Source organism: Streptomyces sp. NPDC057623, assembly GCF_042800355.1.
Lineage (GTDB): Bacteria > Actinomycetota > Actinomycetes > Streptomycetales > Streptomycetaceae > Streptomyces.
Genome location: NZ_JBHVGZ010000043.1, coordinates 55,400 through 76,161 on the forward strand (window position 1 = coordinate 55,400; position 20,762 = coordinate 76,161).

Annotated in this window: 17 protein-coding genes; 9 read left to right on the plus strand and 8 right to left on the minus strand. The window is 72.4% G+C overall.

The features are described 5' to 3' along the window. The first annotated feature begins 39 nt into the window (after positions 1 to 39). Entirely contained in the window at positions 40 to 2,091 is a 2,052-nt protein-coding gene (locus tag ACFU95_RS33145) for a HelD family protein (RefSeq protein ID WP_383835296.1), read from the plus strand. Positions 2,092 to 2,134: 43 nt separating this feature from the next. On the opposite strand, the gene ACFU95_RS33150 is transcribed toward ACFU95_RS33145, so the two are convergent. Next, complete coding sequence (locus ACFU95_RS33150) at positions 2,135 to 2,977, minus strand: nitroreductase/quinone reductase family protein (RefSeq protein ID WP_383835299.1); 843 nt, start codon at positions 2,975 to 2,977, stop codon at positions 2,135 to 2,137. Between the two features lie 210 nt (positions 2,978 to 3,187). On the opposite strand from ACFU95_RS33150, the gene ACFU95_RS33155 reads away from it, so the two are divergent. Beyond that, positions 3,188 to 3,769 (plus strand): HAD domain-containing protein, encoded by a 582-nt coding sequence (locus ACFU95_RS33155; RefSeq protein ID WP_383835302.1) that lies wholly within the window; start codon positions 3,188 to 3,190, stop codon positions 3,767 to 3,769. Here the strand turns inward: ACFU95_RS33155 and ACFU95_RS33160 are convergent. After that, complete coding sequence (locus ACFU95_RS33160) at positions 3,729 to 4,622, minus strand: NAD(P)-dependent oxidoreductase (RefSeq protein ID WP_383835305.1); 894 nt, start codon at positions 4,620 to 4,622, stop codon at positions 3,729 to 3,731. The genes ACFU95_RS33155 and ACFU95_RS33160 overlap by 41 nt on opposite strands. Before the next feature lie 51 nt (positions 4,623 to 4,673). On the opposite strand from ACFU95_RS33160, the gene ACFU95_RS33165 reads away from it, so the two are divergent. Next, positions 4,674 to 5,021 (plus strand): winged helix-turn-helix transcriptional regulator, encoded by a 348-nt coding sequence (locus ACFU95_RS33165; protein WP_383835308.1) that lies wholly within the window; start codon positions 4,674 to 4,676, stop codon positions 5,019 to 5,021. 360 nt (positions 5,022 to 5,381) lie between these two features. Here ACFU95_RS33165 and ACFU95_RS33170 read toward each other — a convergent pair whose 3' ends face one another. Continuing rightward, the gene (locus tag ACFU95_RS33170; protein WP_383835311.1) at positions 5,382 to 6,371 is read right to left on the minus strand and encodes an alpha/beta fold hydrolase; all 990 of its coding nucleotides are present in this window, start codon (positions 6,369 to 6,371) and stop codon (positions 5,382 to 5,384) included. Between the two features lie 136 nt (positions 6,372 to 6,507). Beyond that, entirely contained in the window at positions 6,508 to 7,716 is a 1,209-nt protein-coding gene (locus ACFU95_RS33175) for an acyltransferase family protein (protein WP_383835313.1), read from the minus strand. A 237-nt stretch (positions 7,717 to 7,953) separates the two neighbouring features. Between ACFU95_RS33175 and ACFU95_RS33180 the strand changes: the two genes are divergently transcribed. From ACFU95_RS33180 to ACFU95_RS33195, 4 genes are all read left to right on the plus strand, one after another. Next, on the plus strand, positions 7,954 to 11,742 hold the full coding sequence (locus ACFU95_RS33180) for a helix-turn-helix domain-containing protein (protein WP_383835316.1): 3,789 nt from the start codon (positions 7,954 to 7,956) through the stop codon (positions 11,740 to 11,742). Between the two features lie 119 nt (positions 11,743 to 11,861). Next, on the plus strand, positions 11,862 to 12,515 hold the full coding sequence (locus tag ACFU95_RS33185; protein WP_383835319.1) for a helix-turn-helix domain-containing protein: 654 nt from the start codon (positions 11,862 to 11,864) through the stop codon (positions 12,513 to 12,515). A 99-nt stretch (positions 12,516 to 12,614) separates the two neighbouring features. Continuing rightward, positions 12,615 to 13,331 carry a hypothetical protein gene (locus tag ACFU95_RS33190; RefSeq protein WP_383835322.1) on the plus strand — a complete coding sequence of 239 codons (717 nt, stop codon included), beginning with the start codon at positions 12,615 to 12,617 and terminating at the stop codon, positions 13,329 to 13,331. A 141-nt stretch (positions 13,332 to 13,472) separates the two neighbouring features. After that, positions 13,473 to 13,805, plus strand: a complete 333-nt coding sequence (locus ACFU95_RS33195; protein ID WP_030052179.1) for a DUF2516 family protein — start codon at positions 13,473 to 13,475, stop codon at positions 13,803 to 13,805. Between the two features lie 156 nt (positions 13,806 to 13,961). Here ACFU95_RS33195 and ACFU95_RS33200 read toward each other — a convergent pair whose 3' ends face one another. The 3 genes from ACFU95_RS33200 to ACFU95_RS33210 all read right to left on the minus strand — a co-directional run bounded on the left by ACFU95_RS33200 (position 13,962) and on the right by ACFU95_RS33210 (position 17,607). Further along, positions 13,962 to 15,266 (minus strand): PP2C family protein-serine/threonine phosphatase, encoded by a 1,305-nt coding sequence (locus ACFU95_RS33200; protein WP_383835326.1) that lies wholly within the window; start codon positions 15,264 to 15,266, stop codon positions 13,962 to 13,964. Between the two features lie 281 nt (positions 15,267 to 15,547). Further along, positions 15,548 to 16,624, minus strand: a complete 1,077-nt coding sequence (locus ACFU95_RS33205; protein ID WP_383835329.1) for a C40 family peptidase — start codon at positions 16,622 to 16,624, stop codon at positions 15,548 to 15,550. 170 nt (positions 16,625 to 16,794) lie between these two features. Next, positions 16,795 to 17,607, minus strand: coding sequence for a class I SAM-dependent methyltransferase (locus ACFU95_RS33210; protein WP_383835332.1), 813 nt, complete (start codon positions 17,605 to 17,607; stop codon positions 16,795 to 16,797). A 480-nt stretch (positions 17,608 to 18,087) separates the two neighbouring features. On the opposite strand from ACFU95_RS33210, the gene mshA reads away from it, so the two are divergent. Beyond that, positions 18,088 to 19,425 (plus strand): D-inositol-3-phosphate glycosyltransferase, encoded by a 1,338-nt coding sequence (gene mshA, locus ACFU95_RS33215; RefSeq protein ID WP_383835335.1) that lies wholly within the window; start codon positions 18,088 to 18,090, stop codon positions 19,423 to 19,425. Continuing rightward, the gene (locus ACFU95_RS33220; RefSeq protein ID WP_383835338.1) at positions 19,418 to 19,930 is read left to right on the plus strand and encodes a YbjN domain-containing protein; all 513 of its coding nucleotides are present in this window, start codon (positions 19,418 to 19,420) and stop codon (positions 19,928 to 19,930) included. The genes mshA and ACFU95_RS33220 overlap by 8 nt, the downstream gene beginning before the upstream one ends. Positions 19,931 to 19,945: 15 nt before the next feature. Here ACFU95_RS33220 and ACFU95_RS33225 read toward each other — a convergent pair whose 3' ends face one another. Next, positions 19,946 to 20,755: an AraC family transcriptional regulator gene (locus ACFU95_RS33225; RefSeq protein ID WP_383835341.1), complete on the minus strand. Its 810-nt coding sequence runs from the start codon at positions 20,753 to 20,755 to the stop codon at positions 19,946 to 19,948. Positions 20,756 to 20,762: the final 7 nt, after the last annotated feature.

The following is a 20,762-nucleotide window of genomic DNA, read 5'->3' on the forward strand; positions in this document are numbered from 1 at the left end:
AATTTAACTCGGTTACGTTATTTCGGTACGCTCCATGGAATGACGTCACCCGACCCTGCCCTCCACGGCACTCTCCACGACGCCCTCGACCGGGAACGCGCCCACCACGAACGCTGCCGCACCGCCCTCGCCGCCATGATCGACGGCGCCGACGAACAGGTCGTCATCGGCGAGAACGCCTCCGCCTCCGGTGCCGACGCCGAGGTCCTCGGCTACCAGCTGCGCAGCCAGGCCAAGGCCATGCACGAGCTGCCCGAAGGGCCGTTGTTCTTCGGGCGGCTGGACTTCGGCGCGGGAGAACACCAGCCGCTGCACATCGGGCGGTCGCGGATCAGCGAGCACCCCGCCGAAGCGCCCCTCGTCGTCGACTGGCGTGCCCCCGTCTCCCGCGCCTTCTACCAGGCCGGCGCCCGTGACCCGCAGGGCGTGGCCGTGCGGCGCCGGTTCGGCTGGGCGCCGGGCAGCCGCGGGGACTCCGCCGATCTCACCGGCTTGGAGGACGAGCACCTGGTCCGGGGCGAGTCCCGGGCGAGCGAGATCGTCGCGCGGGAGATCGAGCGGCCCCGCGTCGGGCCCATGCGGGACATCGCGGCCACCATCCAGCCCGAGCAGGACGAGCTGGTACGGGGTGACCTCGCCCTTTCCGTGTGCGTGCAGGGCGCCCCGGGCACCGGCAAGACCGCGGTCGGCCTGCACCGGGCCGCGTACCTGCTCTACACCCACCCGCAGCGCATGCGCCGCGGCGGCCTGCTGATCCTCGGGCCCAACCGGACCTTCCTCTCCTACATCTCCGAGGTGCTGCCCGCGCTCGGCGAGACCGGGGTGCGGCAATCCACGCTGCGGGACGAGATCGCCCGGCATCCGGTGACCGGGGCCGACGACGAGCGGGCCGCCGTCGTCAAGCACGACGAGCGGATGGCGCAGGTGCTGCGGCGGGCGCTGTACGCGCGGGTGCGCGCCGAAGGGGTCGAGCCGACCGAGGGGGCCGGCTCCCTGGTGGTGCCCGACGGCTCGTACCGGTGGCGGGTGCCGGAGGGGCGGCTGCTGCGGATCGTCGCGGGGGTGCGGGCCGAGGAGCCGCCGTATGCCGTCGGGCGGGAGCGGGTGCGCACCCGGGTGGTGCGGCTCATCCAGGAGCAGGCCGAGCGGCGGAGCGGGCCGCAGAGCGGTGCGTGGGTGCAGAGGATCTCCCGGGCCCGGGCGGTCGGGGCGTATGTCGACGCCGTGTGGCCACGGGTGCGGCCCGAGGACATCGTGGCTCAACTGCTCACTGAAGCAGGGGCGTTGGGGGAGGCCGCCGACGGGCTGCTGGACGAGGACGAGCAGAAGGCGCTGCTGTGGGCGAAGGCGCCGCGGTCGTGGAAGTCGGCGCGCTGGTCGGCCGCCGATCTCGTGCTGCTGGACGAGGTGGCGGGGCTCATCGAACATCCCCAGGGCTACGGCCATGTCGTGGTCGACGAGGCGCAGGACCTGTCGCCGATGGAGTGCCGGGCGATCGCGCGCCGGGCCGCCTTCGGGTCGGTGACCGTGCTCGGGGACCTCGCGCAGGGGACGACTCCGTGGGCGGCGCGGTCGTGGGAGACGGTGCTTCGGCAGCTGGGCAAGCCGGACGCGGTGGTCGTGCCGCTCACGACGGGGTTCCGGGTGCCCCGGGCGGTGCTGGAGCTGGCCAACCGGCTGCTGGAGCGGCTGGACGTGGAGGTGCCGGCGGCCCGTTCGCCGCGGGGCGACGGGGAGCTGCGGATCCGGGAGACCGACGGCGATCTCCCGGCGGCGGTCGTGGACGCCGTCCGGGACGCGCTGGGCCGGGAGGGTTCCGTCGGGGTCGTCACCGCTGACGCGGAGGCGGACCGGGTGCGGGAGGCGCTGCGGGCGGCCGGGATCGAGGCGGGGGGAGCGGACGAGCTGGGGGCGCGGGTGGCCGTCGTACCGGCGAGTGTGGTGAAGGGGCTGGAGTACGACCATGTCGTCGCCGTGGAGCCGGCGGCGATCGTGGAAGCGGAGGAGCGGGGGCTGCACCGGCTGTACGTGGTGGTGACGCGGGCGGTGGCGGGGCTGGAGGTGGTGCACGGGAGGCCGTTGCCGTTCTAGCGGCTTGGGCGGGCGACGGCCTCCCGAGGGGTACCGTCGGCCGTTACACGGCGTCCAGGAGCGGGATCAACTGCTCCTCCTCGTACGCCAGATGCGCCTCCAGCGCCGCCGTGAGGCGCTCCACCTCGGCGCGGGCGGCGGCCGGGTCCGTGTTCTCGTCGGACACCACGCGGCGCAGGTCCTCGACGAGCTCGGCGATCCGCTCGTGCTCCTCGCCCAGCCGGGTCAGCGCGGGCGCGAACTCGGGATGGCGGTCGGCCAGGACGGGGAACATGCCGAGGTCCTCGCCGGTGTGGTGGTTGTGCAGGCCCGCGCAGAAGGTCAGGCAGTTGACGCGCAGCTGGGCGCCGAGGGTCGTACCGCCGCCGGCGCTCATCTCCTCGCGGATCAGGGCGAGTTCACGGCGGAAGGCGTCGTGGACGACCTTGATGGCCTCGCCCATGGAAGAGGCGTTGATGTTCGGGGGCCCGCCCTGGGCGATCTCGTGCAGGGCGACCACCGGAATCACCCGCTCGGTCTTCTCCTGGTACGCCGCCCAGCCCTCGTCCGCCTCCACGGCCCGAGCGAAGGCCCGGTCGCGCTCCTCGCCCTGGAGGACGACGGCCCGCGCCTCGTAGGTGAAGGCGCCGCTCTCGATGGTCACCCGGGGGTGCGCGAGGAGGTTGTGGAACCACGCCGGGTGCTTGGGGGCGCCCGCGGCCGAGGCGATGACCAGGACGCGGTCGCCGCCGTCGGGGAGGTAGCCGACGGGGGTGGTGTGCGGGCGGCCGGTGCGGGCGCCGGTGGTGGTGAGCAGAAGGAGCCGGGCGCCTTCGAAGTAGCCGCCGACGCGGCCCTTGTTGGCGCGGAACTCTTCGATGACCTGCTGATTGAAGTCGTGGGGCAATTCTCTCTCTTCTCGGTCGCTGGATTCCGTACGCGAGGAACGCAAGGAACGGAGGAAACGGCGAAGAGAAAAGAGGCGGGCTCCTGGCCCGCCGCCACAGCCTCACTCAGAGGCCGGGCAACACCCAACTCGCTCACGGCACAAGGCCGACCCGGCAGTCATGCGTTCGACAGTAGCGCAGCGCCCCGGTCAGGGGAGATCCTTTTTCCGATGCTTCTCTTCCTCGATGTCGACGGAACGCTGATCCCCTTCGGGTCGGTACGGCCGTACAGGCTGTACGAGCCGCCCCGACCCCTGCCGCAGAGCGCCACGCATCCTCTCCTCGCCCGCATCGACCCCGCGTTCGGCACCCGCCTCACCCGGCTCGTGGCGCTCGGCTGCGAGCTGGTGTGGGCCACGACGTGGCTGGAGGAGGCGAACACGAGCGTCGCTCCTTGGCTGGGGCTGCCCACGTTGCCCGTGATGGACTGGGCGGACGAGGACGACGAGGACGACAAGGCCGACGGGGTCGACCGGGTTGACCGGGCGGGTCCCGGCCGGCCCCGTGGCCTGCACTGGAAGACGCGGCCCCTGGTGGCCTGGGCGGCCGGACGTCCCTTCGTCTGGGTCGACGACGAGATCTCCGGGACCGACCGGGCCTGGGTGGCCGCCCACCACCCCGCGCCCGCCCTCCTGCACCGCGTCGACCACCGCTACGGGCTCACCGAAGGGGACTTCGACGCACTGGAGGAGTGGATCGGGGGAGAGCGGATCACCGCCGGGCGCGGCCCAGCACCTCGGTCACCCGGGTGACCCCGTCCGCCCCGTGCCCCAGCCCGATGACCCGGCGGGCCATTCCCTCGGCCGCGCGCATCACGCCCGCGTCGATGCCGTGGGACTCGGAGGCCTCGACGATGTGGGCCATGGAGGACGCGCCGGAAGTGATCGGGTTGAGTTCGCCGGAGTAGGTGCCGTCGTCGGCGTCGCCCGCGAACTCCTCGAAGAGCGGCGGCAGGATCGCCCCGATGCCCTGCGCGAAGGGGAGCAGTTCCCGCGCGGTGATGCCCTCGGCCCGCGCGATGGCCAGGGCGTGCGCGTAGCCCGACATGGCTGTCCAGAAGATGTCGAGCAGGGCGATGTCGTAGCCGGCGGCCCGGCCGACGTCCTCGCCGAGGTGGGTGTGGACGCCGCCGAGCGTGTCGAGGACCGGCCGGTGCTCGCCGTAGAGCTCGGCGGGGCCGCTGTAGATGAACACCCCCTCCGGCGTGCCGATCGCCGTGGTCGGCGTCATGATCGCGCCGTCCAGGTAACGGATGCCGTGCGTGTCCGCCCACGCGGCCGTGTCCCGGGCGCGGGCCGGGGTGTCGGCGGTCAGGTTGACGACCGTACGGCCCTTGAGCGCGTCGGTGACGGCGTCCTGGCGCAGGACGGCGTCGGCGGCGTCGTAGTTCACCACGCAGACGACGGTCAGCGCACTGGCGGCGACCGCCTCGGCCGGGGACGCGGCCGCCGTGGCACCGCGGCCGACGAGCTCACCGTCCCGCCCCGGCGTGCGGTTCCAGACGGTGACTCGCAGCCCAGCGTCCAGGAACGCCCCGGCCAGCGCCCGGCCCATCGGGCCGAGTCCGAGGACGGTGACTGCGGACTCGTGATCGAAGGTGGGCATGACTCAACTCCCTGTAGAGTGAAGATAATTGATGACAAAAGGGGTGGGGATATGTCGCGTCGGCGCCACGACCCGAACGTCTGCGGGGTGACCGCCGCGATCGCGGTGGTGGACGGCAAGTGGAAGACGTCGCTGATCTGGCTGCTGGAGTCCGGCCCGCTCCGCCCGGCGGAACTGCGCCGCCAACTGCCGTGCCTCAGCGAGAAGGTGCTGACCCAGGCGCTGCGGGAGATGGAGGCGGACGGCCTGGTGCACCGTGAGGTGTACGACGAGCTGCCGTTGAAGACCGTCTATTCCCTGACCGGGTTCGGCCGCGACCTGGCCGGAGCTCTCGGCCCGCTCTCCGACTGGGGCCACCGCCGCCTGGAGCGACTGACCGGGGCCCAGCCGGTCTCCTGAACTGAAACGCCACCTCCGTCCGCCGCGCCATGCCGTCGTACGTCTTCCCCGGTGACCGGGCCCGTCCGGCGCCTCGTCGACCACCCACATCAAGGGTCCGATGCCGGTGACGTGCTGCCAAGTACCCACAAAAAAGTGGGTATCCGCGGGGGTGAAGAGGCGTTCGGCTACGGCCGCCCCAGCTCTTCCCTCGCGCCGGGCTTTGGCGTCGCAGAAGCCCCGCCCCTCGGTCATCTCCTTCCCGCCCGGCTGGACCCGGCCGCCGCCGCACCTCTGCTCTGTGCCGGGATCACCGTCCGGGAATGCTCGACATGTCCGACCTGGACCGAACGGAGTCCAGCCGAGGCGGGGCCGAATGCGTCAGGCGGGCAGGGCGGCGAGCCAGTCGGTGAGGAGGCGGTTGATCTCGGCGGGGCGTTCCTGCTGGATCCAGTGGCCGCAGCCGTCGAGGAGGTGTGAGGAGACCAGGCCCGGCAGCGTGACGGGGTACGCCGCGATCGCGTCGGCCAGCCAGGCCGTGGACGCGTCCAGGCCACCGCCGACGAACAGGGACGGCTGGGTGACCGGAGCACCGTCGAAGGCGGCGAGGTCCTCCCAGCCGCGGTCCATGTTCCGGTAGCGGTTGAGCGCTCCGGTCATGCCGGTCCGTTCGAACTCCCCGGCGTAGACGTCGAGGTCCCTCTCGTTGAGCCACGCGGGCCGCCGGCCGCCGGGGAACCGGTCACGCAGCGTCCCGGCCCTGCTGACGAAGTGCGGATCGGGAGCGCCGGGCGGGGGCATGGTGTCGGCGGACAGGGCCGCGTAGAAGCCCGTGAGCCAGCCGCGTACGTCGGGCTCGATCTCCGCCTCGGCGCGGCCCGGCTGCTGGAAGTACGAGACGTAGAACTCCTCGTCCCCGCCCATCCCGCCCATCCCGGCGAAGACGTCGCTGGGCCGGGGGCCGCCGCGCGGGGTGTAGGGAACGCTCAGCAGTCCCACCGCCCGGAAGACCTCCGGCCGGAGCAGGGCGGAGTTCGCGGCGATGGCCGACCCCCAGTCATGGCCGACGACCACCGCCGACTCCTCGCCCAGCGCGTGCACCACCGCAACGTTGTCCGCCACCAGGTCGAGCATCCGGTACGCGTCCGTGGCGGCCGGCTTGGAGGAGCGGCCGTAGCCGCGGACGTCGAGGGCGACCGCGCGGTATCCCGCCGCCGCGAGGGCGGGCAGCTGGTGGCGCCAGGAGTACCAGGATTCCGGAAAGCCGTGTACGAGCAGCACCAGCGGCCCGGATCCCCGTTCCGCGAGGTGGATCCGGCCCGCCGGTGAGGAGACCGATCGATGCGTGACCCCCGCGATGTGCTGCGACATACGCCCTCCTCCGGGACTTCGGTCCGCCGCGCGGCCCCGACGGCCGCTGCCGCCGTTTTGCCGACTCGACCCGAGCATGCGGAGGACCGGGCCGGGAGGACGAGCCCGTTTGCCGATTCAGCAAGGCCGCGGAAGCTCACCGTGGCCGCATGCGACGGGCCAGCCCGCGGCCCCAGGTCTGGCTCGGCGCTTCGACACAGCGGTATGTCAGCGCGCACACGGGCAGCAGCAGCGCGAAGAACGCCACTTCGAGGACGGGACTGTCCTGCTGCCGTCGGCCGATCGTGCCGTCGATCACCGCCAGCGGCACCGGATGCACCAGATAGACCGAGTAGCTGATCGTGCCCAGGGCGGTCAGCGTCCGCGGTACGCGCCGGCGGCGTGCCGCCAGTCCGGCGCCGAAGGTGAGCACGGCCAGCAGGAAGGCGAGGATCCAGCCGCGCCGGGTGAAGTGGTCACCGTTGCCGTACCGGTAGGCACTCCCCATGGCACAGACGACCACCACGACGGCGGTGCCCGCCGCACACCGCCAGGTGCTCTGCCCCTGCTCCGCGCGGTGGACGGCGGTGCCGAGGAACATCACGGCGAGGATCACCAGGCCCTCCCACAGGGGGATCGTGCCGTTGAACAGGACCAGGACGAGCGCCAGCACCCCGCCCGACACGCCCCCGGACACCCGGAGTACGGGTGACTTCGCGCTCGCGCACCAGACGGCGACCGCCATGGCGGCCGAGGCGACCGCGATCAGCGGGCCGGTGCCGACCACGCCGGACAGGGCGGAGGCCGGCAGCGCGAGGCCGGCCGTCACGGCCACCGCGGCGAGCACCGCCAGGAGGACGGCGACCGCCGTGGACCGCTGGTGCAGGCGGACCGTGAAGAGAGCGACGACGAGCAGGTAGAAGGACATCTCGTACGAGAGCGTCCACAGGACGAGAAGGAGATTGGGCGTCCCCAGCAACTCCTGGAGCAGGGTGGCGTGGGCGACGGCCACGGCGGCCGCGCTCTGCCGGCCGAGGTCACGCATCTCCGCGATGCCCAGGAGATGAAGGGCGAGGAGCAGGGTGAGGACCGCCGCCCACAGCGGGTACACCCGGAAGACCCGTCCGATCCAGAACGTCCGCACGCAGCCCCGGCGTTCCAGCGACGCGGGGATGATGTAACCGCTGACCAGGAAGAACACCATGATGCCGTAGCGGCTGGTGTTGAACTGCGGCATCAGCTCCCGCCGGAAGTCCGCCATGAAGGTGTACGACGAGTGGTCGAACACCACGACGAGTGCGGCGATGCCGCGTAACGCGTCCAGCCAGTCCAGTCGTGCGGCAGGGACGAGGGGTCGGGGTCGCATGCGGAGGCGGAGTCCTCTTCGGTGAGGGGGCGTTGGACTTGGCGGGGGAGGTAGGGGAGGGGGAGAAAGGGGAGGCTGGGACCGGTGTGGTCCATCAGCGGGCGCACCCCGCGAAGCGGCCCCGCAGCCGCTCACATCACCGAGTTCAGCGGCTGCGGCATTGTTCGGCAGTACCGTTCCGGCGGTCGAACAATGACCGGGGTGCGCTGATGGCGGGGCGGCGGGAGGGGTGAGGGCGTGGCGGGGCGTCGTGAGGTGCCGGTGGATCCGGCGGCGGGTCCGGTGCAGCGGTTCGCGTTCGAGTTGCGCGAGCTGCGGGCGGAGGCGGGCGGGATCACCTACCGGTCGCTGGCCCGGCGGGCGGGCTACTCGGTGACCACGCTGTCGCAGGCGGCGGCCGGTGAGCAGTTGCCGACGCTGCCGGTGGCCCTGGCCTATGCGGGGGCCTGCGGCGGGGACCCCGCGCAATGGGAGGCCCGGTGGCGGGAGGCGCTGGCGGAGTCCGCCGGTGACGGCGCCCGGGACGACGACGGATCAGTCCCGCCGTACCGGGGGCTGGCACGGTTCGAGACCGGTGACAGCGCCCTGTTCTTCGGCCGGGAACAGCTCACCGCCGACCTGCTCGACCTGCTGCGCCGACGACGGTTCACGGCGGTCTTCGGCCCCTCCGGCAGCGGCAAGTCCTCCCTGCTGCGGGCCGGCCTGATACCCGTCCTGCGGCAGGCTCGGGAGCCGGACCCCCGTCCTGCCGCGATCCGCATCCTGACCCCCGGGGAACGCCCCGCCCGCACCCATGCCGCCCACCTCACACCCGCGGCTCCCGTGGACGGCGGTGCCGGGGCGGACACCCTCGTGATCGTCGACCAGTTCGAGGAGGTCTTCACCCTCTGCCACGACGCCGCCGAGCGGGCCCGCTTCATCGACCTGCTGCTGACCGCCCGGGAGCCCGAGAGCCGCTTACGGGTGCTGCTGGCGGTGCGCGGTGACTTCTACGGCCGCTGCGCCGAGCACCGCGAACTGGCCGACGCACTGCGCGACGCCAACCTGCTGGCCGGTGCGATGAGCCCGGCGGAACTGCGCGACGCCGTCGTCAAGCCGGCCACGGCCGCCGGACTGGCCGTGGAACGCGCCCTGACCGCCCGGCTGGTCGAGGAGGTCGCCGACGCGCCGGGCGGGCTGCCGCTGCTGTCCCACGCGTTGCTGGAGACCTGGCGCCTGCGCCGCGGCAAGACCCTGACCCTGGCGGGCTACGAGGCTGCCGGACGCCTGGACGGCGCGATCGCCAAGACCGCCGAGAAGGTCTACGGCCGCTTCACCGAAGGCCAGGCGGCCGCCGCCCGCCGGGTGTTGCTGCGCCTGGTCGCCCCGGGTGACGGTACCCCCGACACGCGCCGTCGCGTCGAGCGCGCGGAACTGCCCGGCACCGGCCGGGAGGACACCGCCCAAGTGCTGGAGGCACTCGCCGGGGCACGGCTGCTCACCCTGGACGGCGACACGGTCGAGATGGCCCACGAGGCCCTGATCACGGCCTGGCCCCGGCTGCGCGGGTGGATCGAGGAGGACCGCGAACGCCTGCGGGTGCACCGGAACCTGACCGAAGCGGCCCACGCCTGGCAGGAACTGGGCCGTGAGCAGGGCGCCCTGTACCGGGGAAGCCGGCTCGCCGCCGCACAGGAGCACTTCGGCGGCGCACCGCCCGAGGACCTGACCGACGTGGAGCGCGCCTTCCTCGACGCCGGCCGCGACCACGAGCAGAAGGGCCGTCGCCGCTACCGGCTGCTGCTCACCGCGGTCACCGCCGCCCTGTGCCTCGCCCTCGTCGCCACGGGCCTCGCCGTACGGCAGTGGCAGAGCGCGGTCACCGCCCAGCACCTGGCCCAGTCGCGTCAACTGGCGGCCCAGTCCGGCGCGTTGCTGGACTCCGATCCCGACCTCGCCGCACTGCTCGCCGTCCACGCCTACCGGACCAGCCCGACCCGCGAAGCCACCGCCGCCCTGTACGCCGCGGCCACGCTGCCGCTGCGCGAGCGCCTGGTCGGCGGCACCGAACCCGTGTCCTCCCTCGCCCTCAGCCCGGACGGACGGACCGTCGCCGGCCACAGCGGAGACGGCACGGTACGGATCTGGAGCCTGCCCGGGGGCGAACTCCGACGCACGTTCACCACCGGACGCGACACCGACGGCGAAGTCATGGCGTTCAGCCCCGACGGACGCACCCTCGCCGTCGCTTCCGCCGGTGGTACGGGCGTGCTGCTGGGCCTGTGGGATCCGGTCACCGGCAGGAGACTCGGCGCGTTCGCCATCCCCGACGGTGCGGTACGCGGCATCGACTTCGGCCCGGACGGCCGTACCGTGGCCGCCGCTTCCCCGTCGGCCGTACGGGTGTGGGACGTGGCCACCGGACGCGAGCGGCACGGCTTCACCGGCCACCTGGACCCGCAGGCGGTCGCCTTCGGCCCGGACGGACGGACCGTCGCCGCGGTGGGCCTCGACGGGCGGGTACGGGTGTGGGACATGGCCACCGGCCGCACCCGGACCGTCCGCGACGGCCGGATCGAGGGCGGTGCGACGGCGTTCAGCCCGGACGGCCGGACCTACGCGGTGGCCCCCACCGAAGGAGTGGTCGAACTGCGGGAGGTGGCCACCGGCGTCGTCCGGCGCACCATCAGGGACACGCCCAGTCTGTTTCACGGGGTGGTCTTCGCCCCGGACGGGCGGACCCTGGCCATCCCGGGTTCAGGGGACACGGTGCGCCTGTGGGACACCGCCTCCGGCACGGTGCGGGCCACCGTGACCGCCGGCCATCAGGGACGCGGGGCCATGAAAGTGGCGCTCGGTGCGGCCGGCCGCACCCTTGTCACCAGCAGCAACGGGGACCCGGCCATCCGCGTCCACCGCGTGTCCGCCGGTCAGCCGCGGACCACGCTCCGGGGCGCTGCGGGCGAATCCGTCGCCGACACGGCCTTCGGCCCGGACGGGCACACGGTGGCCACGTTCAGCCAAGGGCGGCCGCCCGGCCGTGGGGCGGTACGGCTCTGGGACGCCAGGACCGGCGATCAGGAAGCGACACTGCCGCTCGATGCCGACCCGGCACTCCAGGGACAGCGACTGCCGGTCGCGGTCGCCCGCCCCGGGGCCGTGGGGTTCGGCCCGAGCGGGCGCGCCCTGGCTGTCTGGGAAGTCGACAAGGGGGCGACGGACGGGGCGAACAAGGTGAACGGTGTGAACAGGGCGAACAGAGCGAACAGGGTGATCGAGGTCCGGGATGTCGCCACGGGCCGCCTACGCCAAAGCCGTGCCCTGCGCACCATCGACAACGCGCTGTTCAGCCCCGACGGGACGCGGCTCGCCCTCGTCGGCCTGGACGGATCGGTGCGCGTCTGGCACCTCTCGACCGGAGCCCTGCACACCGTCCGCACCGGCCGCGACCGACCCGTGAGGGCGGTGGCGTTCGCCCCCGACGGCCGCACACTCGCCGTGGTGAGCATCGAGGCCGACGACGAACAGGTCACCCTCCTCGACACCGCGACCGGCCGTGCGCAGCGCACCGTCAGGCCGGGCGCCCGGGGCACGCTGTCCCTCGCGTTCAGCCCGGACGGCCACACCCTGGCCACCGCGAGCGGCAGAGACGTGAAGACGTGGGACGCGGGCACCGGTCGGCTCCGGGCCGGCTTCCGTGTCTCCGCCGGGGCGGGGTTTCCGACAGCACCGGCTTTCAGCCCCGACGGACGTACGTTGGCCATCAGCGGTGCCAGAGGAGTCCAGCTCTGGGACCTCGCCACCGCCCAGCCCCGGATGTCCCTGCCGACCCGATCGCCTGAAGCGCTGGCGTTCGGTCCGGACGGCCGCACGCTCGCCATCGGCACGGGCGGCTCCGTCGGGCTGTGGGACGTCGACCTGCCCGACCCGGCCCGCGCGATCCGCGGCATCTGCGAGACCGTCGGCACCGCACTCACCCCGCCGGAACAGTCCCGCCACCTGCCCGACCGATCCGCCGAAACCGGCTGCCGGCCGACGGCGCGGTAGGACGTCACCGCCGCCTCCGGACGCTGACTGCGCCCGGGCACTGAGCCGTTCACGTGGCGTGGCGCACTTTTGCAAGCGGGTGCTTGCAATAGTTAGCGACGGTGAGGCAAGGTGGAGACATGGCATCGCTCAACGTCGGCAATCTCGGTGAGTATCTGCGCGAACAGCGGCGCACCGCGCAGCTGTCGCTGCGGCAACTCGCCGATGCCGCCGGGGTGTCCAATCCGTATCTGAGCCAGATCGAGCGCGGGCTGCGCAAGCCGAGCGCGGAGGTGCTGCAGCAGGTCGCCAAGGCCCTGCGGATCTCCGCCGAGACGCTGTACGTGCGGGCCGGCATCCTCGACGCCGAGCGGGACCGGGACGAGGTGGAGACGCGCGCCGTCATCATCGCCGATCCCACGCTGAACGAGCGGCAGAAGCAGGTGCTGCTCCAGATCTACGAATCCTTCCGCAAGGAGAACGGGTTCGGGATATCCCCCGAGGCGGAGGAGGCTGCCGAGGCACTCCAGCGGGCGGCTGAGGCCGTCTCGGCGGGCCAGGACGCGGTGGACTCCGAGCAGAGCGACGGCGCGGCGGACGCGCACGACAGTGACACCGCCGTACGCCGCAGCCGTACGACCCGCAAGAACGGCACGGCCGACGGCGGACGCAAGCCCGCCGCGCGCCGTACGCGCAAGACCAGCAGCACCCGCACGACCCGCACCACCCGCAAGTCCGACGGCAGCGACGCCGACCCGGAGAACCCGATCGACCCGCAGCAACCGGCCGGCTGACCACTGGCTGCCGTACGCGCGACCCACGTCGGCGCGCGGCGTCCGGCTGACCGCGGACCCCAAACCCTCACCTCGAAGCAACCCGGGAGAACCATCACCATGGCCATCACCGACGACCTGCGTAAGACCCTCAGCGACCCGACCCCGCTCTACTTCGCGGCCGGCACCGCCGACCTGGCCCTTCAGCAGGCCCGGAAGGTGCCCGGCCTGGTGGAGCAGCTGCGCGCCGACGCGCCGGCCCGGTTCGAGGCCGTTCGCAACACCGACCCGAAGGCCGTCCAGGAGAAGGCCACCGCACGTGCCAAGGAGGCGGGTGCCAAGGCGAAGGAGGCTCAGGAGAGCTTCCAGAGCAAGGTCAGCGACTTCGTCACCAACCTGGACGCCGACATCAAAAAGCTCGGCACCAACCTGGACGCGGACTTCAAGAAGTTCGGCAGCAATCTCGACGCCGACCTGAAGAAGTTCGGCGAGAGCGCCCAGGACATCGCGCTGCGCACCCTCGGCGTCGCCGCCGAGTACGCCGTGAAGGCCCGGGAGACCTACGAGAAGGTCGCCGAGCACGGCGAGCAGACCGTGAAGACCTGGCGCGGCGAGGCGGCCGAGGAGATCGAGGAGCTGGCGATCGCCGTCGAGCCGAAGGCCGAGCCGGTCGAGGTCAAGGAGGACAAGGCGGTCAAGGCGGACCAGGTCGAGGCCAAGCCGGCCGGGACCACGCCCGCCGCCGAGGCCGCCCCGGCGAAGAAGGCCGCCCCGGCCAAGAAGGCCACGGGCGCCCGCAAGACCACCGCCAAGAAGACGACTCCGCCCGCCAAGTAGCACGGGCGGGTGAAAACGGGATCTTGGGCACGGGCCGGGCACTTAACGAGTGCTCGGCCCGTTGTTCGGGTAGCGGTCCCGAGGTTGCGGGTACGGTGACCGCGTAGGTACGAGCCGAGCCAGGTGGTGGACGTTGTGCTGATGCAGGGCTTCGCGGGGTTCATGTGGCTGCTGAGCATGGCCCTGATCCTTTTCAGCGGCTTCGCGCTGATCGACGCGGCCATCCGCCGTGAGGACGCCTATCGCGCGGCCGACAAGCAGACCAAGCCGTTCTGGATGATCGTCCTGGGGCTCGCCTTCGTGGTGAACCTGATCTTCAACATCCTGTCGTTCCTGCCGATCATCGGCCTCATCGCGACGATCGTCTACATGGTGGACGTACGCCCCGCGATCAAGGGCCTGCCCGGCGGCGGCCGCAGCAGAAAGGGCTCCAGCAGCGACGGCCCGTACGGCCCCTGGAACGGCGGCCGCTAGTCGGCGCCGCTAGGGGGCGACGCCCAGAGGGGCGCGAGGCATCGTCGACATGCGGCTCCGCCGCGTGGGCGCGACCAGCCACAACGCACCCGCGGACGGCACACGACAGGACCCCCGCGGCGCTCCCGCCTCCGCGGCACTCGCGGAGCGCCTCGCTCACGCCGTCCGGTCGAGCAACAACACCGCCACGTCGTCCGCCAACTCGCCCCCGTTGAGGTTCCGGACCTCGTTGACCGCCGCCCGCAGCAGCGCCTCTCCCCGCAGCCCCTCGGACAGCTGCCGACGGACCATGGACACCATGCCGTCCTGGCCGAGCCGCTCCCGCCCCTCACCGACGCGCCCCTCGATCAGGCCGTCGGTGTAGAGCATCAGGGACCACTCGGCCCCCAGCTCCACCTGCATCCGGGGCCACCGGGCGCCGGGCAGCAGCCCGAGTGCGGGCCCGTTGTTGTCGTACGGCAGCAGCCGGGCCGCCCGCCCCGGCCGGGCGAGCAGCGGCGACGGATGCCCTGCCAGGCACAGTCCGGCGCGTCGGCCGTCCGGCGCGATGTCCACCGTGCACAGCGTCGCGAAGATCTCGTCGTCGGCCCGCTCGTGTTCGAGGACCTGCTGCAAGGTGCCGAGCAGCTCATCGCCGCACAGTCCCGCCAGCGTCAGCGCGCGCCAGGCGATCCGCAGCTCCACGCCGAGCGCGGCCTCGTCGGGTCCATGGCCGCAGACATCGCCGATCATGGCGTGCACGGTGCCGTCCGCGGTGCGGACCACGTCGTAGAAGTCGCCGCCCAGCAGCGCGCGCGACCGGCCCGGGCGATACCGCGCGGCGAACCGCAGCGACGAGCCCTCCAGTAGCGGCGTCGGCAGCAGACCGCGCTCCAGACGACGGTTCTCCTGGGCCCGCATCCGGCCCTCGGCGAGCCGTCGCTCGGCCGTGTCGGAACGTTTCCGCTCCACGGCGTACCGGATCGCCCGGCTGAGCAGCCGCCCGTCCAGTTCGTCCCGGAAGAGGTAGTCCTGGGCGCCGACGCGCACGGCCTCGGCGGCGCGCTCGGTGTCGCCGGAGGCGGTGAGGGCGAGGACGGCGTGCCGGGGTGCGAGCTCCAGGACGTGCTTGAGTACGCCCAGCTCGTCCTCGTCGTCGCTCCGGCCGCCGGGCGCGGGCAGCGCGAGGTCCACCAGGATGCAGTGGACGTCGTCGGTGAGCAGCCGCTCGGCCTCGGTGAGGTTGCGGGCGGTGCGCACGCGGATCGGCTTGCCGACCGAGTCGAGCAGCTCGGGCACGATCGCGGAGCCGCCGGGATCGTCCTCGATCAGCAGCAGCGTCAGGTTGGTGTGGGTGGTGTTCTCGACCGTGGCTTCCTTACGCGGGGCCTCTTCCTTGGAGGTGCCGCCTGGGGGCGTGGCCGGCGCCTGACCACTCTCCACGGCCGGGATCGCTCTCTGCCGCGGTATGGGTACGGGCATCGTCTGAGTTCCTTCCCTCCCCCCGAGGGCATGGTGGGAGCGAGGGGTCTCGATCCACCGACGGGGACCATAGCGGTTGTCGGCGCCGCAGCGGAATGGTGTGGAGCACGCCGCGTCGACTCTGGCCTCTGTCATATGCCGCGTTCCGTACCGCAGTTGGACAGGGTGGGGGCCGGTCTGGGATGACGAACGTCACGTCGGTGCCGAGTTTGGGCGTGATATGGCGTGGGGTGGGTCACGTGGTGGGAGTCACGGCCGCCGTCACAAGTCACCCTCAACGCTCACGCATCGGGCCGAACCACCCCGAGGATCGGCATCGAACCGGCCCCGGCGACCGTCACCGTCCGCCCCGGTCGCGGGGCGTGGATGATCGCGCCGTCGCCGACGTACAGCGCGACATGGCTGGCGTCAGCGTTGTAGATGATGAGGTCGCCGGGGCGCATGTCCTCGATGTCGATGCGCTTGAGCTGTTTCCACTGCTCCTGCGAGGTCCGCGGTATGCCGCTGCCCGCGCTCGCCCAGGCCTGTGACGTAAGTCCTGAACAGTCGTACGTCTTCGGGCCCTCGGCGCCCCATTCGTACGGTTTGCCCAGCTGGGCGGTGGCGTACTCGACGGCCTTGCGGCCCTGTTCCGACGCCTTGCCCTGGATGTCCTTCAGGATGCCCGAGTCCAGCCAGGCGGTCTGCGCCTTGTGCGCGACCTGCGCCTCCAGCTTGGCGAGGCGCTCCTTCTCCTCCTCCTCCAGCTGGGACTCGACCTTCTCGGCCGCCGCGATCTGCTTCTTGATCTTCTTCTTGGCGGTGGCCTTGGCCTTGCGGCCCGTCTCCAGCTTCTGCCACTGGGCGGAGGCGTCCTTGGCGTACTGTTCCAAGTCCTGCTGGGTGCGGGTCATTTCCGCCAGCAGCCCCTTGGTCGCGCGCTGCCCCTGCAGCACCCGGCCCGTGCCGTCGAGAAACGCCTGCGGGTCGTCGCTGAGCAGCAGATGGGCCTCGTCGGGCAGCCCGCCGGAGCGGTACTGGGCGGCGGCCGCGGCGCCCGCGCGCTTCTTCAGCTCGGCGAGCTTCTCCTGGCCTTCGACGATCTTCTTCGCCAGCGCGACGATCTCGGCGGACTGCTTCTCGGCCGCCTCCTCGGCGGCGTTGTACTCGTCGGTGGCGACGGCCGCGGCGTGGTACAGCTTCTCCAGCTTCTTGCGGACGGCCTCGAGGTCGGCGTTCGACACGGTGGTCGGGGAGGAGGCGCTTGGGCTCGGAGTGGGGGAAGGTGCCGCGAACGCCGTGCCTGGTGCCGCCAGAACGGTGACCGCGCAGACGACGGTCACGGCCGCTGCGATCAGGCCGTGCTTGCCCGAACCCATACCACTGCCCCCAAACTGATGCCCCATCAGTAACTTACGAACTCCGGGGGATCGTGCCACGTCGGCGCGCAAAGTGACAGAGGTCTGCTTCCCCCCATTCCCTCCCCGTCATGACGATCTCCCCGTCTTTGTGACGAACAACTCCCGGAGATCGTTCCCCGCAGGTCGACTCAGGCCGACGGCGCCAACGCCCCCCACCGCACCGTCACTTCCCCCTGCCGCCACCGCGCCGGCCCGTCCGCCACCGGCCAGTCGGCCGAGAGATCCCGCACCGCCCGGATCCAGCGCTGGCGCGCACCGTACGAGGCATAGGGCGCGGCAGCCGCCCAGGCGCGGTCGAAGTCACGCAGAAAGGCATGGACCGGCTCACCGGGAACATTGCGATGGATGAGCGCCTTCGGCAGCCGTTCGGCGAGATCCGACGGCCGCTCCAACGACCCCAGCCGGGTGGCGAAGGTGACCGTCCGCGGCCCCTCCGGCCCCAGCGCCACCCACACATGCCGACGCCCGACCTCGTCACACGTCCCCTCGACGAGCAACCCCCCACGGGACCCACCCCCGGCCGGCGCGAGCCGAGCACACAGCCGCTCCCACACTCCGCCAACCTCACCCTCCTCGTACTGCCGCAGCACGTTCGCCGCCCGCACGAGCAGCGGCCGCTGCGGCACGGGGATCTCGAACCCCCCGTGCCGAAACACGAGGCCCTCCCTCTCATACGGCTTCGCGCCCAGCACCCGCGCCGGTTCGATCTCCACACCGACCACCCGCACCCGGGGCGCGACGGACCGCAGCCGACCGAGCAACTCCACGGCGGTCCAGGGGGAGGCGCCGTACCCCAGGTCGACCGCGACGGGATCCGCGGCCCGCCGCAGCTCAGCACCGTGCGTATGGGCGATCCAGCGATCCATCCGGCGCAGCCGATTGGGATTGGTGGTCCCACGCGTGACAGTGCCCACGGGACGGGCGAAGGCGCGGGAGGACATGCCTACGAGGGTAAGCGCCCCACCCTGGCTGCCGGACCCGCCCACCCGCACCGACGCAACGGCGAGCAGGGGACGTGCCGGGGGGTGTCCGCCCGCAGCGGCGGGCGTCAAGAAACAGCACCTCTTGAGTCACGGCAACCGCCCGACCGAGGACGGGCACCCCCCCCGGCACGGCCCCGACCCCCGACGACCGAGTAGTGCGCAACGCAAGCCCCCCAAAACCCGCACGGGCCGCCGCAGGCATACGACCACGCACCCGCACCCGCCACCGCACCCCAGCCCCCACTCACGCACCCAGCCCCCGAGCACCCGCAGCCCCCCAACGCACGCACCCCGCCCCCGAACAGTTGAGCGACCCCCGGTAATACCTCGGCAAAACCTCCCACGCCCGGAATGGGAACCCCTCCCTCCGGCGTTGCACCGCGTTGGAGGGCGTTCGAACCCTCCGTCCGGCATGCCCGCAGCAAGGAGGAACGCCACGTGAGCCAGTACGTGAGCAGGCTCGGGCGCCGCTCCCAGGCCGCACCGCACCGGCTGCGCCTGCACCGCCGCCCCCGCCGCGTAGCCATGCTCTCCGTGCACACCTCACCGCTCCACCAGCCCGGCACCGGAGACGCCGGCGGCATGAACGTCTACATCGTCGAGCTCGCGCAGCGCCTGGCCGCGATCAACATCGAGGTCGAGATCTTCACCCGCACCACGGCCACCGACCTCCCACCCGTCGTCGAGCTGGCCCCCGGCGTCCTGGTCCGCCACATCGACGCCGGCCCCTACGAGGGCCTCAACAAGGAGGACCTCCCCGCCCAGCTCTGCGCCTTCACCCACGGCGTGATGCAGGCCTGGGCCGGCCACCGCCCCGGCTACTACGACCTGGTCCACTCCCACTACTGGCTCTCCGGCCACGTCGGCTGGCTGGCCGCCCAGCGCTGGGGCGCCCCCCTGGTGCACGCCATGCACACCATGGCCAAGGTCAAGAACGCCAACCTCGCCGACGGCGACACCCCCGAGCCCGCGGCCCGCGTCATCGGTGAGACCCAGATCGTCACGGCCGCGGACCGCCTCATCGCCAACACGGCCGAAGAGGCAGCCGAACTCGTACACCACTACGCCGCGGCCCCCGACAAGGTCGCGGTGGTCCACCCCGGCGTGAACCTCACCCGCTTCTCGCCCGCCGACGGCCGAGCCGCCGCCCGCGCCCGCCTGGGCCTCCCGCAGGACGCCCTGATTCCCGTGTTCGCGGGCCGTATCCAGCCCCTGAAGGCACCGGACGTCCTCCTGCGCGCCGTGGCCGTCCTCCTGGACGAGCACCCCCACCTCCGCTCCCGCATCCTCGTACCGATCGTCGGCGGCCCCAGCGGCAGCGGCATGGCCAAGCCCGAGGGCCTCCAGAAGCTGGCCGCCCGCCTGGGCATCGCGGACGTCGTACGGTTCCGTCCGCCCGTCGGCCAGGAGCAGCTGGCGGACTGGTTCCGGGCGGCGTCGCTGCTGGTCATGCCGTCGTACAGCGAATCCTTCGGCCTGGTGGCCATAGAGGCACAGGCGGCCGGCACCCCCGTCCTGGCGGCGGCGGTGGGCGGCCTCCCGGTGGCGGTCCGCGACGGCCGTACCGGCTTCCTGGTCCAGGGCCACGATCCGGCCGACTACGCGCGCGTGCTCCACGCCTTCGCCGACGACCCGCACCTGTCCCCGCGGATGGGCGAGGCCGCGGCCCGGCACGCCCAGTCCTTCGGCTGGGACACCGCGGCCGCCGCCACGGCGGACGTCTACGCGGCCGCGACCCAGGCCCACAGGCGTCGCGTACGCTCCCACCATGGCTGACGCACAGAAGGCGGCGCAGGCCGTCGCGCAGGTGATCGAGGGAGCCCTGAAGGACGCCGACCTGGAGTGGGAGACCCCCGCCCCCGGAAACTACGTCGTCAAGCTCCCCGGCACCCGCAAGCTGTCGACGACCGTCTCCCTGATCGTCGGCCGCCACTCCCTCTCGCTCAACGCCTTCGTCATCCGCCACCCCGACGAGAACGAGCCCGGCGTCCACCGCTGGCTCCTGGAGCGCAACCTCAAGCTGTACGGCGTGAGTTACGCCGTCGACCGGCTCGGCGACGTCTACGTCACCGCCAAGCTCCCCCTGTCGGCCGTCACTCCCGACGAGATCGACCGCCTCCTCGGCCAGGTCCTGGAGGCGGCGGACGGCGCCTTCAACACCCTCCTGGAGCTCGGGTTCGCCTCCGCGATCCGCAAGGAGTACGAGTGGCGGGTGGCGCGCGGCGAGTCGACGCGCAACCTGGACGCGTTCGCCCACCTGACGCGGCGTTCCGCTGACTGATCTCAGGTACGAGGCTCAGCGCGCGCTGCTGCGATAGCGCCCCGGCGGCACCCCCACCAGCTTCCGGAAGTGGCGGGTGAGATGGGACTGGTCGTAGAAGCCGGTCGCGGTGGCCACCTCGGCCGGCGACCGGCCCTCCAGGAGCAGCCGCCGGGCGCGGTCGACGCGGCGGGACATCAGGTACTGGTGCGGGGCGATGCCGTAGGCAGTGCTGAACGACCGTACGAGATGGGCGGGATGGGCATGCAGCAGCCCGGTCGCCTCGTCCAGGGCGAGGCCCCGCACGACGCGCTCGTCGAGAAGCTCACGCAGCCGACGGGCGAGGGCGGGGTCGCGCCGCGGCATGCGGTCCGTGACGGCTTCGGGCCGCAGGTGCGCGCGCAACCGGTCCCCGACGAGGGTCAGCCTGCTGTCCGCCTCCAGTTCGTCACCGGGGTGCGCGAGGGCGGTGTGCAACTGGCCGACGCGCAGCCGCAGCACGGGGTCGCGGAGGTCGGGGGAGTCCACGGCCCGGCCGATCAGGTCCTCGCCGAGCCGACTGCTGTCCAGGTACAGGACACGCTTGCGGAAGCCGTGCGGGGTGGCCGGGGAGCCGTTGTGCGGGACGTGCGGCGGCAGCAGGGACACGGTGTCGTGCGGGGTGCCGTGCTCGTGCCGGTCGAGGTCGTACCGTACGGCCCCGTCGTCCACGATGAGCAGCGTCCACGCCTCGTGCACGTGCATCGGATAGGCGTACCCGGTGAAGTGGGCGTGGAAGACCTCGGTGACGCCCGGGACGGAGGGGCGCCACGCGGAGACTTCCTGGCGGTTCCGGGCGGCGGCCATGCAAAGA

Coding starts and splice junctions, on each gene's coding strand:
- ACFU95_RS33190 (WP_383835322.1), top strand. CDS start 12,615: ATGGCCATCACCGACGACCTGCGTAAGACCCTCAGCGACCCGACCCCG.
- ACFU95_RS33225 (WP_383835341.1), bottom strand. CDS start 20,755: ATGGCCGCCGCCCGGAACCGCCAGGAAGTCTCCGCGTGGCGCCCCTCC.
- ACFU95_RS33155 (WP_383835302.1), top strand. CDS start 3,188: ATGCTTCTCTTCCTCGATGTCGACGGAACGCTGATCCCCTTCGGGTCG.
- ACFU95_RS33205 (WP_383835329.1), bottom strand. CDS start 16,624: ATGGGTTCGGGCAAGCACGGCCTGATCGCAGCGGCCGTGACCGTCGTC.
- ACFU95_RS33220 (WP_383835338.1), top strand. CDS start 19,418: ATGGCTGACGCACAGAAGGCGGCGCAGGCCGTCGCGCAGGTGATCGAG.
- ACFU95_RS33195 (WP_030052179.1), top strand. CDS start 13,473: ATGCAGGGCTTCGCGGGGTTCATGTGGCTGCTGAGCATGGCCCTGATC.
- ACFU95_RS33175 (WP_383835313.1), bottom strand. CDS start 7,716: ATGCGACCCCGACCCCTCGTCCCTGCCGCACGACTGGACTGGCTGGAC.
- ACFU95_RS33200 (WP_383835326.1), bottom strand. CDS start 15,266: ATGCCCGTACCCATACCGCGGCAGAGAGCGATCCCGGCCGTGGAGAGT.
- ACFU95_RS33160 (WP_383835305.1), bottom strand. CDS start 4,622: ATGCCCACCTTCGATCACGAGTCCGCAGTCACCGTCCTCGGACTCGGC.
- ACFU95_RS33165 (WP_383835308.1), top strand. CDS start 4,674: ATGTCGCGTCGGCGCCACGACCCGAACGTCTGCGGGGTGACCGCCGCG.
- ACFU95_RS33210 (WP_383835332.1), bottom strand. CDS start 17,607: ATGTCCTCCCGCGCCTTCGCCCGTCCCGTGGGCACTGTCACGCGTGGG.
- ACFU95_RS33170 (WP_383835311.1), bottom strand. CDS start 6,371: ATGTCGCAGCACATCGCGGGGGTCACGCATCGATCGGTCTCCTCACCG.
- ACFU95_RS33185 (WP_383835319.1), top strand. CDS start 11,862: ATGGCATCGCTCAACGTCGGCAATCTCGGTGAGTATCTGCGCGAACAG.
- ACFU95_RS33145 (WP_383835296.1), top strand. CDS start 40: ATGACGTCACCCGACCCTGCCCTCCACGGCACTCTCCACGACGCCCTC.